At 65.5% G+C, this 15,016-nt stretch carries 17 protein-coding genes; 2 read left to right on the forward strand and 15 right to left on the reverse strand.

The window, feature by feature from the left end; translation table 11 throughout:
- Nucleotides 1-214: 214 nt before the first annotated feature.
- The 9 genes from rpsO to rimP all read right to left on the reverse strand — a co-directional run bounded on the left by rpsO (nucleotide 215) and on the right by rimP (nucleotide 9,506).
- The gene (gene rpsO / locus C8J47_RS02660; RefSeq protein ID WP_055881152.1) at nucleotides 215-484 is read right to left on the reverse strand and encodes a 30S ribosomal protein S15; all 270 of its coding nucleotides are present in this window, start codon (nucleotides 482-484) and stop codon (nucleotides 215-217) included.
- Nucleotides 485-502: 18 nt separating this feature from the next.
- Nucleotides 503-1,528: a tRNA pseudouridine(55) synthase TruB gene (gene truB / locus C8J47_RS02665; protein WP_121884324.1), complete on the reverse strand. Its 1,026-nt coding sequence runs from the start codon at nucleotides 1,526-1,528 to the stop codon at nucleotides 503-505.
- 144 nt (nucleotides 1,529-1,672) lie between these two features.
- Complete coding sequence (locus tag C8J47_RS02670) at nucleotides 1,673-2,248, reverse strand: thymidine kinase (RefSeq protein ID WP_121884325.1); 576 nt, start codon at nucleotides 2,246-2,248, stop codon at nucleotides 1,673-1,675.
- 320 nt (nucleotides 2,249-2,568) lie between these two features.
- Nucleotides 2,569-2,958, reverse strand: a complete 390-nt coding sequence (gene rbfA, locus C8J47_RS02675; RefSeq protein WP_107954753.1) for a 30S ribosome-binding factor RbfA — start codon at nucleotides 2,956-2,958, stop codon at nucleotides 2,569-2,571.
- A gap of 118 nt (nucleotides 2,959-3,076) precedes the next feature.
- Complete coding sequence (infB, locus tag C8J47_RS02680; RefSeq protein ID WP_121884326.1) at nucleotides 3,077-5,938, reverse strand: translation initiation factor IF-2; 2,862 nt, start codon at nucleotides 5,936-5,938, stop codon at nucleotides 3,077-3,079.
- Nucleotides 5,935-6,672: a DUF448 domain-containing protein gene (locus C8J47_RS02685; protein WP_259467321.1), complete on the reverse strand. Its 738-nt coding sequence runs from the start codon at nucleotides 6,670-6,672 to the stop codon at nucleotides 5,935-5,937. Before C8J47_RS02685 ends, infB begins: the two co-directional genes overlap by 4 nt.
- Before the next feature lie 196 nt (nucleotides 6,673-6,868).
- Nucleotides 6,869-7,108, reverse strand: coding sequence for a 4-oxalocrotonate tautomerase family protein (locus C8J47_RS02690; protein ID WP_121884328.1), 240 nt, complete (start codon nucleotides 7,106-7,108; stop codon nucleotides 6,869-6,871).
- Nucleotides 7,108-8,916: a transcription termination factor NusA gene (gene nusA / locus C8J47_RS02695; protein ID WP_121884329.1), complete on the reverse strand. Its 1,809-nt coding sequence runs from the start codon at nucleotides 8,914-8,916 to the stop codon at nucleotides 7,108-7,110. The genes C8J47_RS02690 and nusA overlap by 1 nt, the downstream gene beginning before the upstream one ends.
- Nucleotides 8,916-9,506 carry a ribosome maturation protein RimP gene (gene rimP, locus C8J47_RS02700; RefSeq protein ID WP_121884330.1) on the reverse strand — a complete coding sequence of 197 codons (591 nt, stop codon included), beginning with the start codon at nucleotides 9,504-9,506 and terminating at the stop codon, nucleotides 8,916-8,918. Before rimP ends, nusA begins: the two co-directional genes overlap by 1 nt.
- Before the next feature lie 178 nt (nucleotides 9,507-9,684).
- Here rimP and C8J47_RS02705 point away from each other — a divergent pair, with 178 nt between their 5' ends.
- Nucleotides 9,685-10,809: a PQQ-dependent sugar dehydrogenase gene (locus C8J47_RS02705; protein WP_121884331.1), complete on the forward strand. Its 1,125-nt coding sequence runs from the start codon at nucleotides 9,685-9,687 to the stop codon at nucleotides 10,807-10,809.
- Between the two features lie 164 nt (nucleotides 10,810-10,973).
- On the opposite strand, the gene C8J47_RS02710 is transcribed toward C8J47_RS02705, so the two are convergent.
- On the reverse strand, nucleotides 10,974-11,363 hold the full coding sequence (locus C8J47_RS02710; RefSeq protein ID WP_121884332.1) for a PaaI family thioesterase: 390 nt from the start codon (nucleotides 11,361-11,363) through the stop codon (nucleotides 10,974-10,976).
- Entirely contained in the window at nucleotides 11,360-11,815 is a 456-nt protein-coding gene (locus C8J47_RS02715) for a PaaI family thioesterase (protein ID WP_093398789.1), read from the reverse strand. Before C8J47_RS02715 ends, C8J47_RS02710 begins: the two co-directional genes overlap by 4 nt.
- Nucleotides 11,816-11,908: 93 nt before the next feature.
- Here C8J47_RS02715 and C8J47_RS02720 point away from each other — a divergent pair, with 93 nt between their 5' ends.
- A complete protein-coding gene (locus C8J47_RS02720) occupies nucleotides 11,909-12,691 on the forward strand; it encodes a crotonase/enoyl-CoA hydratase family protein (protein ID WP_121884333.1) in 783 nt (260 codons plus the stop codon).
- 255 nt (nucleotides 12,692-12,946) lie between these two features.
- On the opposite strand, the gene C8J47_RS02725 is transcribed toward C8J47_RS02720, so the two are convergent.
- The 4 genes from C8J47_RS02725 to C8J47_RS02740 are packed head-to-tail and all read right to left on the reverse strand — an operon-like array spanning nucleotide 12,947 to nucleotide 14,906.
- Complete coding sequence (locus tag C8J47_RS02725; protein ID WP_121884334.1) at nucleotides 12,947-13,300, reverse strand: hypothetical protein; 354 nt, start codon at nucleotides 13,298-13,300, stop codon at nucleotides 12,947-12,949.
- Entirely contained in the window at nucleotides 13,300-13,716 is a 417-nt protein-coding gene (locus C8J47_RS02730; RefSeq protein WP_259467322.1) for a hypothetical protein, read from the reverse strand. Before C8J47_RS02730 ends, C8J47_RS02725 begins: the two co-directional genes overlap by 1 nt.
- A gap of 40 nt (nucleotides 13,717-13,756) precedes the next feature.
- Nucleotides 13,757-14,482, reverse strand: coding sequence for a hydroxyacylglutathione hydrolase (gene gloB / locus C8J47_RS02735; RefSeq protein WP_121884335.1), 726 nt, complete (start codon nucleotides 14,480-14,482; stop codon nucleotides 13,757-13,759).
- Nucleotides 14,483-14,489: 7 nt separating this feature from the next.
- Complete coding sequence (locus tag C8J47_RS02740) at nucleotides 14,490-14,906, reverse strand: VOC family protein (RefSeq protein ID WP_121884336.1); 417 nt, start codon at nucleotides 14,904-14,906, stop codon at nucleotides 14,490-14,492.
- Nucleotides 14,907-15,016 lie beyond the last annotated feature (110 nt).

Genomic DNA, 15,016 nt, shown 5'->3' on the forward strand with positions numbered 1-15,016 from the left:
TTCACTCCGGTCGCCAGATGCGAACGGGGCCTATGTGCGGGCTTAGCCGGCCCGCGGCGGTGTGGGATGAATTGTCATCCCGGAAGGGGTGGCCGAATTGCCGCCCCTCCAGTTCCTTGTTCCCCCGCGAAGGCGGGGGCCCAGTCTGGACTCCCGCCTTCGCGGGAGAACAACCCTATATACGAAAACGGCCCCCCGAGGGGAGCCGTTCGTGTTACTTGCGGAGGCCGAGCTTCGCGATCAGATCCAGATAGCGCTGGCCATCCTTGTGACGGAGATAATCCAGCAGCGTCCGGCGCTTGTTGACCATCATGAGAAGACCACGACGCGAGTGGTTGTCCTTCTTGTGGCCCTTGAAATGCTCGGTCAGGTTCTTGATGCGCTCGGTCAGGATCGCGACCTGGACTTCCGGCGAACCGGTGTCACCCTCGGCGCGCGAATGCTCCTTGACGAGCTCGGTCTTGCGTTCAGCGGTAATCGTCATGAATTCATGTCCTCGACATCACAGATTGAAACCGCGAACGACCCGGACGTCTCCGTCCTCGACCTCGACCAGCGCGACCGGGACAGCGTCCAGTTCGGCAAAGTATTGGCCATCGTCTGCGGCGATCCCGGCCAAGATACGCCCCTGTCGGAGCGCCCCTGCCTGGTCGGGGGTGAGGGAGAGAGCCGGGATGTCGTCCAGCGCCACCCTCAAGGGCAGAAGTACATCTTCAAGCGCGTTGCCTCTAGCGAGTTCGTCCAGTTTGTCCAGCGATATCGCGGACGTGAGGTCGAACGGACCGGCTTTGGTGCGGCGCAGCATGGTGACGTGGCCGACGGTGCCGAGGGCGATTGCGATGTCTCGCGCGAGGGAGCGGATGTAGGTGCCCTTCGACACATGCGTGGTGAGCGTGACCTCCTCGAGGGGGGCGTGGGGCAGGGCGACCTCCGGCAATTCCTCCCCGGCACGGGGAGGGGGACCGCCGTCCGCTTGGACGGGGGTGGAGGGGGGCGCGCCACCCGCGGAACGCTTGCGGAAGCCCCCCTCCACCAGCTGCGCTGGTCCCCCTCCCCGTACCGGGGAGGATAGCGAATGAATCGTCACATTCCGGCTCGCGAGCACCACCTCATGCCCAGCCCGTGCCAAGTCATAAGCCCGCTCCCCATCCACCTTCAGCGCAGAATACGCAGGCGGCACCTGCGAGATCGGCCCGGTAAACTGCGCAAGCACAGCCTCCACCGCAGCGAGAGTCGGCCGCACATCGGACGTAGCGATGCTCACACCCTCGGCATCCAACGTATCCGTCTGAACCCCGAACATTACCGTGAAATCATAGATCTTGTCGCTATCGAGCATCCGCCCGGTCAGCTTCGTAGCCTCGCCGACGGCGATCGGCAGAACGCCGGTAGCCAGCGGGTCGAGCGTCCCCCCGTGGCCCACCTTGAATTTCCCATACCCGCCGCCGCGCAAGGCACGCTTCACCGCCGACACCCCCTGCGTCGAGCCAAGCCCCAGCGGCTTGTCGAGAATGATCCAGCCATGCATGCGTATAAGTCCTAGAGCTTAGTTGAAGCGGGAGCGGTCCCCACTCACTCCGTCATCCTGACGAAAGTCAGGACCCAGAGCCACAAAAGACGGTGTCCGGTACCCTGGGTCCTGACTTTCGTCAGGATGACGGGAGTGGGGGCGTTACGCCAACGCCTCGGTAAAATGCCGCCGACACAGCGCGACATAGCGGTCGTTCCCGCCAATCTCGGTCTGCTGCCCCTCGGCAATCGCCCGCCCGTTCCCGTCGACCCGCAGGTTCATCGTAGCCTTGCGCCCACACATGCAGACCGACTTGATCTCCACCAGCGAGTCCGCCAGCGCCAGCAACCGCGCCGACCCCGGAAACAGCGCCCCCTGAAAATCAGTCCGCAACCCGTACGCCAGCACCGGTATCCCCACGACGTCGCAGATATGCGCAAGCTGATCGACCTGCGCAGACGTCAGAAACTGCGCCTCATCCACCAGCACGCAGGAGATCGCCTCCTCGCCGTGCTGCCGAACCACGCAAGCCCCAATATCCGTCCCCGCATCGAACGCGATCGCCGGCGCTTCCAGCCCGATCCGGGACGTGATCGTCCCCGCCGCGAACCGATCGTCGATCGCCGCGGTAAACAGCATCGTCCGCATCCCCCGCTCACGATAGTTGAAGTCCGCCTGCAACAGGTTCGTCGACTTCCCCGCGTTCATCGACGCGTAGTAGAAATACAGCTTGGCCATTGGGGGCAAAGAGCGGGAAGGCGGGCGGATGTCCAGGGGCGTTTGTCACGCGCTACCCCACACCCGTTCGTCCCGAGTAGCTGCTGAGCTTGTCGAAGCGGCATATCGAAGGACAGGTTGGCGCGCGGAACATGTGCTTCGATACGAGCCCTCGATACGCTTCTGCGAAGCTACTCGGTCTCTACTCAGCACGAACGGAAAGGAGGGCGGGACGCGAGGAGCGGGAGGGGCAGGGAACCTTGATGGGGCGGACGAGGCATTGCAATCGACCCGCGATCAACCTGACTCGCTGCAACTGGGGTACTAAACTGCCTCCAGTATCAATCTTCCGCCAGATCCCGCGCAACATGCGGATCCCGCAACAACTGGTCGATGTGCGTGCCCTCGTCGAAGCTTTCGTCCGCGAGGAACTTGAGTTTCGCCGCATACCGCATCTGCACCCGGTTCGCGACTTCGCGCTGGAGGTAGGCGGTGTTGGTGCGGAGCGCCTTCAGTACCTTTTCCTCGTCCTTGCCGAGCAACGGCTTCACGAAGACGGTGGCGTGGCGGAGGTCGGGGGACATGCGGACTTCGGTGATCGTCACAAGATGCTTTTCGAGCACCGGATCGTGGACGTCGCCGCGCGCGAGGATGTCGGACAGCGCGTGACGCGCCTGTTCGCCGACTCGCAAGGAGCGGACGGCTTTTGCTTCTGGGGTATCGGTCTTCATTCTTCTAACTCCCTCGCCCCTCCGGGGAGAGGGTGGGGGTGAGGGGCGGCCACGAACGCTGTCGCGCGGTACCGCCCCTCACCCAACCCTCTCCCCGCAGGGGAGAGGGCTTTCGGCCTCAAAGCGTACGTTCGCGCATCTCGACTTCGAACGTCTCGAGGACGTCGCCGGCCTTGATGTCGACGAAGTTCGACGTGAACGTCACGCCGCACTCGAGCCCCGCACGGACCTCGGCGACATCATCCTTGAAGCGACGCAGCGATGCGATTTCGCCCTGGTAGATGATGACATCGTTGCGCGTGATGCGCGCCTTGAGCGCCTTGCGGATGTTGCCCTCGGTGACGAGCAGACCTGCCGCCTTGCCGTGCTTGCCCGCCGAGAAGACCTCGCGGATATCGGCACGACCGACGACCGTCTCGAACGCTTCCGGCCCAAGCTCGCCGGCCATGCCCGCCCGGATCTCGTCGATCAGGTCGTAGATCACGTCGTAATACTTGAACGCGACCTTCTGGCGCTCGGCGATCTCGCGTGCCTTGGCGTTCGGACGAACGTTGAAGCCGATGATCGGTGCCCCCGATGCGGCCGCCAAGGTGACGTCCGACTCGGTGATGCCGCCAACGCCCGAGCTCAACACGCGCGCCTTGATCAGATCGGTGGAGATCTTGTTGATCGCCCCGACGATCGCCTCGACCGTGCCTTGCGTATCCGCCTTCACGACCAGCGGATATTCGATCGCCTGCTTTTCCTTCAGCGCCGAGAACATGCTCTCGAGGCTGGCAGGAACCGAAGCGGTCCGCTTGTCGGTCTTCACGCTGCGACGGTATTCCGCGACTTCGCGGGCGCGTGCCTCGTTCTCGACGACCTGGAACGGATCGCCTGCCTGCGGAACACCCGACAGACCGAGGACCTCGACCGGCATCGCCGGACCCGCTTCCTTGATCTGCTTGCCCTTGTCGTCGACCAGCGCGCGGACCTTGCCGCTCTCGCCACCGACCACGAAGATGTCGCCGACCCGCAGCGTACCGCGGTTGACGAGGATCGTCGCGACCGGGCCACGGCCCTTGTCGAGCTTGGCCTCGATCACCGTACCCTCGGCGGCGCGATCCGGATTGGCGCGCAGTTCGAGCAGTTCGGCCTGGAGCTGGATCTTCTCGATCAACGCATCGAGACCGATCTTCTTGGTCGCGGAGACTTCGACGTCCTGGACGTCGCCGCCCATGTCCTCGACCACGATCTCCTCGCTCAGCAGGCGCTCGCGCACCTTCTGGGCATTCGCGCCTTCCTTGTCGATCTTGTTGATCGCAACGATCATCGGCACGCCCGCCGCCTTGGTGTGGGCGATCGCCTCCACCGTCTGCGGCATCAGGCCGTCGTCCGCCGCCACCACCAGGATGACGATGTCGGTGACGTCCGCGCCGCGCGCACGCATCTGCGTGAACGCCTCATGGCCCGGGGTGTCGAGGAAGGTGATCTTCGACTTGTCCTTCAGCGTGACCTGGTAGGCGCCGATATGCTGGGTGATGCCACCCGCTTCGCCGCGCACCACGTCGGTGCCGCGCAGGGCATCGAGCAGCGACGTCTTGCCGTGATCGACGTGACCCATGATCGTGACGACCGGGGCACGCGGCTTCAGCGTCTCCTCGGCATCGTCGATCGTGTCGTTGGCCAGATCCTGGTCGACATCGCTGACGCGAGTCAGGTTGTGGCCGAACTCGGTGACGAGCAACTCGGCGGTATCCTGGTCGATCGTCTGCGTCATCGTGACGGGCATGCCCATCTTGAACAGCGCCTTGACGAGGTCGGCACCCTTCTCGGCCATGCGGTTGGCGAGTTCCTGCACCGTGATCGCCTCGGGGACGACGACGTCGCGGATCTGCTTGGCCTGCGCCTCGCGCGGACCACCGGTGCCACGACGCTCCTTCTCACGCGCACGCTTCAGTGCGGCGAGCGAGCGAGCGCGTGCACCATCACCATCGCCGAGCGCGCGGTTGACGGTGAGCTTGCCCGAGGTGCGACGATCGTCACCCTTGCGGTCACGCTGCTGCGGACGCGCAGGCACGGCGTCGCGACGGATGCCACCAGCCGGAGCATTGACGCCGGTCGCGCCGGGGCGCGCCGCGGTCGTGCCGGCATTCGCAGCCGTTGTCGGCGCTGCGGCAGCGGGTGCTGCGACAGGCTTTGGCGGCGGCGGAGGACGCTCGGGACGTGCCACCGGCGAGAACCGGCGCGGTGCCGGGAACGCCGGATCGCGGGTCAGTTCGATGACGGGCGGCGGTGCCGGTGGAGCAACGGGGGCCGGCGCAGGCTTGGAAGCCGGCGCAGGAGCAGCCACTACCGGAGCGGGCTTCGGTGCAGGCGCAGGTGCCGCGGCAACCGGAGCCGGGGCAGGCGCCGCAGCAACGGGGGCTTCGACCGGAGCCGGCGCAGGCGCTGGCGTCGGAGCCGCGACCGGAGCAGGAGCCGCTTCGACCACAGGGGTCGGTGCCGGTGCCGGTGCGGGTGCCTCGACGGGCTTCGGCGCCTTGGCTTCAGCCTCGGCACGCGCACGATCGGCGACGCGGTTACGCTCGTCCTCGATCGCCTTGGCCCGTTCGGCTTCCTGGCGACGACGCCCTTCTTCCAGCGTGTTCATGCGCTGCTCTTCGGCCTCGCGGAGCAGCTTGGCCTGGCGCTCCTGCGGCGACAGATTGCTCTGCTGCTGACGCACGGGGGCGGGCGCAGGCTGCGGTGCGCGCGCCTGCGGTGCCGGGGCTGCGGGGGCAGCCGCCGGGGCGGGCGCGGCAACCGGTGCGGCATCCGCGACCTGCACGTCGGGCTCGCCCGGACGGCGCAGGACGCGCGCGCGCTTGGTTTCCACGATCACCGTATTCGATCGGCCGTGGCTGAAGCTCTGCTTCACCTGGCCGGTCTCGACCGTGCGCTTCACACCCAAAGGTGCGCGCATGCCAAGTTTCGGCTTCTCGTTGTCCGTGTCGCTCACTCAAATTCCTCAGTCATGTCCACGGCCGGGCGTGTTCCGGTCGATCCGGACGCCTGTTGTATCGGTGGCGCCCCATTTTGTGGTGACGCCGATGCGCCCTGCGAGGCCGTTTCGCAAGACACGGAAGAAGGTTCGGGGCCGATAAAATGCAACCAACGGTCGAGCGCTTCGCTCACCCGCTTTGCTGCAGCGCGGTCGGTCAGGCCAATGTGTACCACATTTTCCCGCCCCAGCGCCAACGCCAATATGGTGCGTGACACAGGGAGTGCCAACCCCCGCAAACCCGAGCCCTCGACATCGTTGCCGATGCGCCACGCCTGATCGAGCTTGCGGTTGCCGTCCTCGGCCGCGTCGGACGCGTGATACAGCGCCTTCAGCTTGCCCTGGCGTGCGTTCTGCTCGATCCGGTCGGAGCCGATCAGCACCGTGCCGGAGCGCGATTCGAGACCGAGCCGGTCAAGCGCGTTACGCTCGAGCGCGGATTCGATCTTGGCCGGAAGCTCGGGATCGATGGTGAACTCGCCGGTCTTGAACGCCCGTGCGAGCGCGCCCTTGAGCTTGCCCTTCTTGATCGCGGCTTCGAGCTCGACTCGAGTTACGCCAATCCACGCGCCGCGGCCGGGAGCCTTGGCGCGCACGTCGGGAAGGATCTGGCCATCAGGCGACAACGCGAGTCGCACGAGGTGCGGCCTGACGTCGCGCTCGCCCGAAAGAATGCACTTGCGGACGGGCAAGTCGTCATCCCCCTCCCGCAAGCGGGAGGGGCTAGGGGTGGGCCCGCGCTCACCTCCATTGCCGCCCTTGGCCTTAGCCTTGGAAGCGTGAGATTTGGCCGAAGCGTCGCCCTTGGCTGAAGCCGGGCGCCCACCCCTCGGTCCCCTCCCGCTTGCGGGAGGGGAGGAAGGCAGGGTGTCGGTAGCGCCTAGCGCCTCATCGGGAGGGTTCCGCATGTGCGTCCTCCTGCGCTGGAGTCGTCTTCGGAGCGTCGCGGTCGACCAGCAACTGGCCGCCCGCGGCGTAATTCTCGGTCGAGACCTCTTCGATCACGATCTGCACCGCAACCGGGTTCTTTCCCAGCCGCTGCACGAGCGACTGGGTGACGTCGGCGACGATGCCGGACTTCTGGTCCTTGGTGGCGGACCCCGAGATGCGGATGCTGACGAAGGGCATCAGGCCTTGTCGTCCTCGCTCTTCGTGTCGGTCTTGTCCGCCGCGTCTTCAACCGAAGCGTCCTCGACCGAAGCGTCGTCCGCCGAAGCGTCCTCAGCCACGGCTTCGTCGGCCGTCGTTTCTTCAGTCGCAGCGTCCTCGACCACAGCGTCATCAACAACAGCTTCGTCAGCCGAAGCCTCTTCCACCGGAGTCTCGTCCGCCTCGTCCGCCTGCTCAGCCGAAGCCTCGGGAGCCTCGTCCTCGAACCAGTGCGCGCGAGCGGCCATGATGATCTCGTTGCCCTGCTCGTCGCTCAGGCCATACTCCGCGAGAATCCCGCCCTTAGGCTCAGGCCGCTTCGGCGCATCTTCATTGCGACGACGCGGCTCGATGCGCTTCTTCTCGACCAGTTCGTCGGTCGCGAGATCGGCGAGATCGTCGAGCGTCTTGATGCCCGCCTTGCCGAGCGTGACCAGCATCGCCTCGTTGAGGTACGGCATGCCGGCCAGCGCATCCTCGACGCCGAGCGCGGTACGCTCTTCGCGGCTCGCAGCGTCACGACGCTCCAAAGCCTCGGTCGCACGGTTCTGCAACTCGCCCGCCAAGTCTTCGTCGAAGCCCTCGATGCCGGCGATCTCCTCGACCTCGACATAGGCGACCTCTTCGAGGTTCGTGAACCCTTCGGCGACCAGCAACTGCGCGAGCGTCTCGTCGACATCGAGCTCCTTCTCGAACATCGCCGAACGCTCGACGAAGTCCTTCTGGCGCTTCTCCGACGCATCCGCCTCGGTGAGGATGTCGATCGCCTTGCCGGTCAGCTGCGACGCGAGCCGCACGTTCTGGCCACGACGACCGATCGCCAGCGACAACTGGTCATCGGGAACGACCACCTCGATGCGCTCTTCTTCCTCATCGATCACGACGCGCGACACGGAGGCCGGCTGCAACGCGTTGACGACGAAGGTCGCGATGTCGGGCGACCAGGGGATGATGTCGATCTTCTCGCCCTGCATTTCCTGGACGACGGCCTGGACGCGCGAGCCCTTCATGCCGACGCACGCGCCGACCGGATCGATGCTCGAATCATGCGAGATGACGCCGATCTTCGCGCGCGACCCCGGATCGCGGGCCGCGGCCTTGATCTCGATGATGCCGTCGTAGATCTCGGGCACTTCCTGCGCGAACAGCTTCTTCATGAAGTCGGGGTGCGCGCGGCTGAGGAAGATCTGCGGCCCACGGTTCTCGCGGCGGACGTTCAGGATCAGCGAGCGGATGCGGTCGTTGACGCGCACCACTTCGCGCGGGATCTGCGCGTCGCGGCGGATGACGCCCTCGGCGCGGCCCAGGTCGACGACGACATGGCCGAACTCGACGCGCTTGACGACGCCGGTGATGATCTCGCCTGCGCGGTCCTTATACTCTTCGAACTGGCGCTCGCGCTCGGCGTCGCGGACCTTCTGGAAGATGACCTGCTTGGCGGCCTGTGCGGCGATGCGGCCGAACTCGATCGGGGGCAGCGGGTCGACGATGAAGTCGCCGAGTGCGGCGTCCTTCTGGAGCTTCTGCGCGCCCTTGACGTCGACCTGCTTGAAATAATCGTCGACCGCCTCGACCACTTCGACGACGCGCCACAAGCGCAGATCGCCGGTGTTCGGATCGAGCTTCGCGCGGATGTCGTTCTCGGCGCCGTAGCGCGAGCGGGCGGCGCGCTGGATCGCGTCCTCCATCGCCTCGATCACGATCGCCTTGTCGATCATCTTCTCCGACGCGACCGAATTCGCGATCGCGATCAGTTCCGCGCGGTTTGCGGTGACTGCCGTGGCCATCAATGCTGTCCTTCTTCGGTCTCGGTGCCCTGAGCATCAGGCTCGGCCACGTCTTGATAGAAAACTTCGTCCGCGCCTTCGGTGGAAAGCGGCGCGGTCGCGGCGATGAGTCGGTCGGTCATGACGAGCTTGGCGTCGGCGACCTGCGAAAAGTCGATCGTCATGAGCTTGTGCTTGTTGACGTCGACGGTGATCTTCGTCCCCTCGACGCCCATCAGATTGCCCGAAATCTGCTTGCGATCCTCGAACGGCTCGACGAGGCGGATGCGCGCCTCCTGGCCTTCCCAGTCGGCAAAGTCCTGCAGCCGGGTCAGCGGACGATCGATACCGGGGCTCGACACTTCGAGACGGTACGCGTCCTCGCCGACCGGGTCCTTGCCCTCGGCTTCGAGCGCGTCGAACTTGTCGGAGATCCGGCGCGACAGCTCGGCGCAATCCTCGATCACCAGCTGGCGGGTGTCGGGGCGCTCGGCCATCACCTGCAACGTCGGATCCGACTTGCCGCCCTGCATGCGTACGCGCACGAGGCTGAGGCCGAGCGCGGTCGCCTCGGGTTCGATCAGGTCGGTCAGCAGGGCGATATTCGCCATCGAAATTCCAAACAGGGCCAAAGCACAGGTGATTGCCGCCGCGGAGCAAGCCCCGCAGCCTCTTCATCTGGCGATGTAGAGAAGTGGTGCCTCTATACGCGGGGTGGCGCTGCTCCGCAAGCGCGCGCAACCTTCATCTGTCGCGCCGCGTTTGCGGAGAGATTTCCGGGAGAAGATCATGATTCGCAAAACGCTGTTTGCCACTGGGTTGCTGACAACCACGCTGCTCGCCTCGACCGCCTGTTCCGCGCAACCGGCAGCGGCGGGCAAGCCGTTCAAGGAGACGGTGGTCGCCGATTTCGATTCGCCCTGGGCGATGACGTTCCTGCCCGACAAGCGCATGCTGGTGACCGAAAAGAAGGGTCACATGCTGCTCGTCTCCGCCGACGGCAAGTCGCGCCAGACCGTCGCGACGCTCACGGTCGATTCGGCCGGGCAGGGTGGCTTGATGGACGTCGTCCTCGCCCCCGACTTCGCGACCAGTCAGCGCGTGTATTTCAGCTATTCGACTGCAGGCGAGGGCGGCAAGGGCGTCGTCCTCGCACGCGGTCGCCTGCGTCCGGATGGTGGCGGCGGCGAGCGTCTCGGCGAGATCGAGACGATCTTCAGCGCGCGGCCGTTCGTCGAGGGCAATGGCCATTATTCCGGCCGCATCGCCTTCTCGCCCGACGGCAAATATCTGTTCTTCACCAACGGCGAGCGCCAGAAGTTCACGCCTGCGCAGGACCCGAAGATGACGCTCGGCAAGGTGCTGCGCCTCACGCTCGACGGCAAGCCCGCCCCCGGCAACCCGCTCGTTTCGAAAGGTTTCGCGCCCGAGATCTGGAGCTACGGCCACCGCAACCTGCTGGGCATCGCGTTCGACGCGCAGGGCAATCTCTGGGAGCAGGAGATGGGCCCCAAGGGCGGCGACGAGGTCAATCTGATCAAGCCCGGCCTCAACTATGGCTGGCCCAATGCCTCGAACGGCAGCAACTATGACGGCACCGACATCCCCGATCACAAGCCCGGCGACGGCTATGAGCCGCCCAAGGTGTTCTGGAACCCGGTGATCTCCCCCGGCGGCCTGATGATCTATTCGGGCAGCATGTTCCCGCAGTGGAAGGGCGACGCCTTCATCGGCGGATTGTCGTCGAAGTCCCTCGTCCGCGTCCACCTCACCGGCACCAACGCCGCCAAGGGCGACCAATGGGACATGGGGGCAAGGATCCGCGAAGTCGAACAAGGCCCTGACGGCGCGATCTGGGTGCTGGAAGACGGCGGCGACTCGCAAGGCCGCCTGATCAAGCTGACGGCGAAGTAAGCCACAACACCATCCCCCTCCCGCAAGCGGGAGGGGCTAGGGGTGGGCACGCGTTCACGTCGGTTGCTGACGGTGCAGTGTGGCGGGATCATCGCTACGTCAGCCAACGCCGAAGCCGCGCGCCCACCCCTCGGTCCCCTCCCGCTTGCGGGAGGGGAGGAAGTTCAGTCGCGCACGATCAGGTAGTTCATCCGCGCAGCCGCAATCGGCTTCTCCCGCTCGTCCTGCCACGCTGTCGCCTCGACATTAGCCACCCGGTTCCCCAACCGAGTCACCACGCCTGCCGCCCGAGTAGGCTTGTCCCTGCCGCCCCGCATGAAATCGACGGTAACGTTCACCGGCTTGATCCGCCCGCCGCCCTCAGCCTCCAACGCATGCTGCAAGGCCGCAATCGCCGCCATCTCCAGCAACCCCGAGATCGCACCCCCATGTAAGAACCCCGGCCGCCCCAGCACGTCATCCGCAAACGGCATCAGCAACACAGGTGGCGCGCCGTCTTCGGCTTCGACCGACACGCGGAGAATCTCCGCATAGGGCGGCAGGCCGATCGTCATGCCTCGATCCTTCTGTTGAGACCCATGCCGGCAACGTCACCCACGACCATGAACGTCCCCGCGACGTGCGCCAGCGGATCGCTCGGGTCGCCGTCATGCGCCTGCCCGCGGACGAACGCGATCGAGCGCGTGATGCGGTAGCATTCGCCGCGCCCGATCACCGTCTTGCCCGGCGTCGCCGGCCGCAGATAATCCACCCGCAGATCGAGCGTCGCATGCGGCACGAACGCGTTGCGCTTGATCCAGATCGCCAGACTCGTCGCCATGTCCATCATCGTGATGATCGGCCCCGACGCGATCACGCCGCTCGCGCGGTCGCCGATCAGCCGTTCGTCATAGGGCAGCGCAAGCTCCGCCCAGTCGTCGCCATGCGCGTGATAGCGCATCCCCAGCGCGGCACCGTGCCCGCCGAACCCGCGCGTCGCAAACCATTGTGGATCAAAACCAGCCATTGCCCGCCTCTACACGCCGGGTGGCCGCGCGCAACGTTGCGGGCGAGCGCAGGGCCGGTTAGCGTTCGCGCAAAGATCGAGAGGATCGCCAAAATGAACGACCGGGTAACCATCACCGTCACGGACGGCATCGCCGACGTCCGCCTCGCGCGCGCCGACAAGATGAACGCGATCGACCCGGCGATGTTCGAAGGCATCGCCGCCGCGATCGACCGGCTCAAGGGGATGACCGAAGTCCGCTGTGTCGTCCTCTCGGGCGAGGGCAAGGCGTTCTGCGCCGGGCTCGACATGGCGTCGATGGCGAACGGCGGTTCCGGGCTGGCACTCGGCGACCGCACCGAAGAGGGTGCCAACCTCGTCCAGCAGGTCGCGTGGGGCTGGCGGACCTTGCCGATGCCGGTGATCGCCGCGGTCCACGGCGTAGCGTTTGGCGGCGGCTTCCAGATCATGTCGGGCGCCGACATCCGCATCGCGCATCCGCAGGCGAGGTTCGCGATACGTGAGGCGTATTGGGGCCTGGTCCCCGACATGGCCGGGATCGCGCTCTGGCGAACGCTTGCCCGCGACGACGTACTGCGCGAACTCACCTACACCGCCCGCGAGTTCGATGGCGCGGAAGCGCTGCGGCACGGCTTCGTCACGCGGCTGTCGGACGACCCGCTCGGCGAGGCGATGATGCTCGCCCGCGAGATCGCGGGAAGGAATCCCCACGCGATCCGCGGATCGAAGGCACTCTACAACCTTGCTGCGGATGCCGATGCGGTAGCGGTGCTGCACGCGGAAACCGAAGAGCAGCTGAAGGTCATCCGCACGCCTAACCAGATCGAACAGGTCCGCGCGAACATGGAGAAGCGGGCGGCGGTATTCGAGGACTGACTCCCGTCATCCTGACAAAAGTCAGGATCCAGAGCCATGCGCGTTGCCCTGAGCAACCCTGGATCCTGACTTTCGTCAGGATGACGAAGGGGTACGACGTTCGGCCTTACTTCTACCACCCCGGCGCAGGCCGGGGCCCAGTTGGAAGGTCGTTGTAACGGAGCGCTGTCTTACGCCATCGTCGTCCCCCAATTGGGCCCTCCGCCGGGGTGGTGCGACAAGTTGGGAGGGCGCGCTTTCAGGCTGAACTAGGCGCTACTTCACCTTGTCATACGGCGTGAAATCCCGAAACCGGCAATATCCCGACGGGATCGACATACCCCCGGACACCGTCCGAAACCGATCATTCCGACACAATTGCCCACCATAAACATCGACGATCAACGTATCGAGCGGCCGCAACGAAGCACACTCGCCGACCGGCCCCGTCTTCCAGATCCGCTTGCCCGATTGCCGATACAGGATCGTCTGCGGATCGACGATCTCAGGCCCGTTGAGCTGCTGAAGGTCGATGCACCGCACGGGTGCCCCCGCAATGCGCCCCTCAAGCGGGTCCGATCGGCCGGCGAGAAGCGGCAGCGCCAACGCCGCGAGGAGCAGTGCGCGCATCAGGGCTTCCGATACGGCACGAAGTCGCCGAAGCTGCAACTCCCGGTCGGAAAGCGCGAGGTCTGGTCGAACGTCTGCGCGATATCGCCGCGGCACAGTTGCCCGGTCGATGTCCGCGTCACGAGGATATCGCCGCGCGCGATGCCCTCACAGCCACCCACGGTATCGCTGCGATACACCAGCCCGCTGTTCACCCGGTACAGGATCGTCGCGCCGTATCCCGAACTCTGCTTCTGCGGGAACTGGCTGATGCACGTCTCGGGCTTGCCCGGCACCAGTCCGGCGAGTTCCTTTGCCAGCTTCTCCTGCACGCCAGCCTCGCGGACCTGCGCGCGCTCGACCTCCGCCTGGGTCTGCGTACATGCACCCAATAGGAGTGCCGGCAGCATCAAGAGTGGCAGGGTTCGCATACGCATCGCAACGCTCCTCAAAATCCCCGCCATCCTCATGCGCTCTTTATCCGCGAAACGCATCCTTCGCCGCACGATAGCCGGCAAGCTGCTCGACCGATGTCGCCCGCAGGAAGGGGTTGGTCGCCCGCTCGCGCCCGATCGTCGTCGGCACGGTAGGCTCACCCTTCGCGCGCGCTGCGTCGACCTCGACCATCCGCGCGACGATGTCCGCATTGTCCGGCTCGGCAACCAACGCATAGCGCCCGTTGCTCTGCGTATATTCATGCCCGCAGAACACTTCGGTCTCATCCGAAAGCGTCGCGTATCGCTGCATATTCGCGAACATATCCGCCGGCGTCCCCTCGAACAGCCGGCCACAGCCCATCGCAAACAGCGTGTCGCCGGTGAAGATCGCAGCGTCGTCGGCGAAGTGGAACGCGATATGCCCCTGCGTATGCCCCGGCACCGTCATCACGGTCGCCTCGTGCCCACCAAGGCATACGACATCGCCTTCGCCGACCTGCTCGTCGAGCGTCGGGATCTTGTCTCCCTCCGCCGCCGGGCCGACGACGATGGCGCCATATGCCTTCATCTCGGCATTCCCGCCGGTATGATCGGGATGCCAGTGCGTCGTCCACACCCGGTCGATCCGCCAGTCGCGCTTCTTCGCGGCGGCGATCACCGGCCCAGCCTCGCCCGGATCGACCACCACCGTCTCGCCCGAGACGGTGTCGTGGATCAGCCAGGCGTAATTGTCGGCCAGCACCGGCACGCGGACGATATCGAGCATCAGCGTGTCACCACTTGCCGGTGTTCGGCATCGACGCCCACGGCTCGGCAGGATCGAGCGGACCGTCCGCCTGTAACAGCTCGATCGAGATGTTGTCGGGCGTCCGTACGAACGCCATGTGCCCGTCGCGCGGCGGCCGCTTGATCGTCACGCCGGCATCGTGGAGCCGCTGGCACGTGTCGTAGATATTGTCGACGCGGTAGGCCAAATGCCCGAAATTGCGGCCTTCGCCATACTCTTCCGGATCCCAATTGTGCGTCAGCTCGACTTCGGCACCCTCGTCGCCGGGGACCGACAGGAAGATCAGCGTGAAGCGACCCTTCTCGTTCTCCATCCGCCGGACCTCCTTCAGCCCGAGAAGCTCGAAGAACGCGATGGTCTTCGCCGGGTCGGTCACGCGGATCATCGTGTGGAGGTATTTCATGCTTGCTCCGAGGGTTGTTCGGAGCGGAAGATAGGGACGGCTTGAGTGGCGTGAAAGGGTAGGGTTCCAGGGAAGCTTGTTTCCCCGCGAAGGCGGGGACCCAGTCTGGG

The sequence above is a fragment of the Sphingomonas sp. PP-F2F-G114-C0414 genome, from assembly GCF_003688595.1.
Taxonomy (GTDB): Bacteria; Pseudomonadota; Alphaproteobacteria; order Sphingomonadales; family Sphingomonadaceae; genus Sphingomonas.

Coding starts and splice junctions, on each gene's coding strand:
- C8J47_RS02725 (WP_121884334.1), bottom strand. CDS start 13,300: ATGCGCGCACTGCTCCTCGCGGCGTTGGCGCTGCCGCTTCTCGCCGGC.
- C8J47_RS02715 (WP_093398789.1), bottom strand. CDS start 11,815: ATGGCTGGTTTTGATCCACAATGGTTTGCGACGCGCGGGTTCGGCGGG.
- rpsO (WP_055881152.1), bottom strand. CDS start 484: ATGACGATTACCGCTGAACGCAAGACCGAGCTCGTCAAGGAGCATTCG.
- nusA (WP_121884329.1), bottom strand. CDS start 8,916: ATGGCCACGGCAGTCACCGCAAACCGCGCGGAACTGATCGCGATCGCG.
- C8J47_RS02690 (WP_121884328.1), bottom strand. CDS start 7,108: ATGCCCTTCGTCAGCATCCGCATCTCGGGGTCCGCCACCAAGGACCAG.
- rbfA (WP_107954753.1), bottom strand. CDS start 2,958: ATGAAGACCGATACCCCAGAAGCAAAAGCCGTCCGCTCCTTGCGAGTC.
- C8J47_RS02710 (WP_121884332.1), bottom strand. CDS start 11,363: ATGACGATCGGCCTGCCGCCCTATGCGGAGATTCTCCGCGTGTCGGTC.
- C8J47_RS02730 (WP_259467322.1), bottom strand. CDS start 13,716: ATGCGTATGCGAACCCTGCCACTCTTGATGCTGCCGGCACTCCTATTG.
- rimP (WP_121884330.1), bottom strand. CDS start 9,506: ATGGCGAATATCGCCCTGCTGACCGACCTGATCGAACCCGAGGCGACC.
- C8J47_RS02740 (WP_121884336.1), bottom strand. CDS start 14,906: ATGAAATACCTCCACACGATGATCCGCGTGACCGACCCGGCGAAGACC.
- gloB (WP_121884335.1), bottom strand. CDS start 14,482: ATGCTCGATATCGTCCGCGTGCCGGTGCTGGCCGACAATTACGCCTGG.
- C8J47_RS02670 (WP_121884325.1), bottom strand. CDS start 2,248: ATGGCCAAGCTGTATTTCTACTACGCGTCGATGAACGCGGGGAAGTCG.
- C8J47_RS02720 (WP_121884333.1), top strand. CDS start 11,909: ATGAACGACCGGGTAACCATCACCGTCACGGACGGCATCGCCGACGTC.
- C8J47_RS02705 (WP_121884331.1), top strand. CDS start 9,685: ATGATTCGCAAAACGCTGTTTGCCACTGGGTTGCTGACAACCACGCTG.
- truB (WP_121884324.1), bottom strand. CDS start 1,528: ATGCATGGCTGGATCATTCTCGACAAGCCGCTGGGGCTTGGCTCGACG.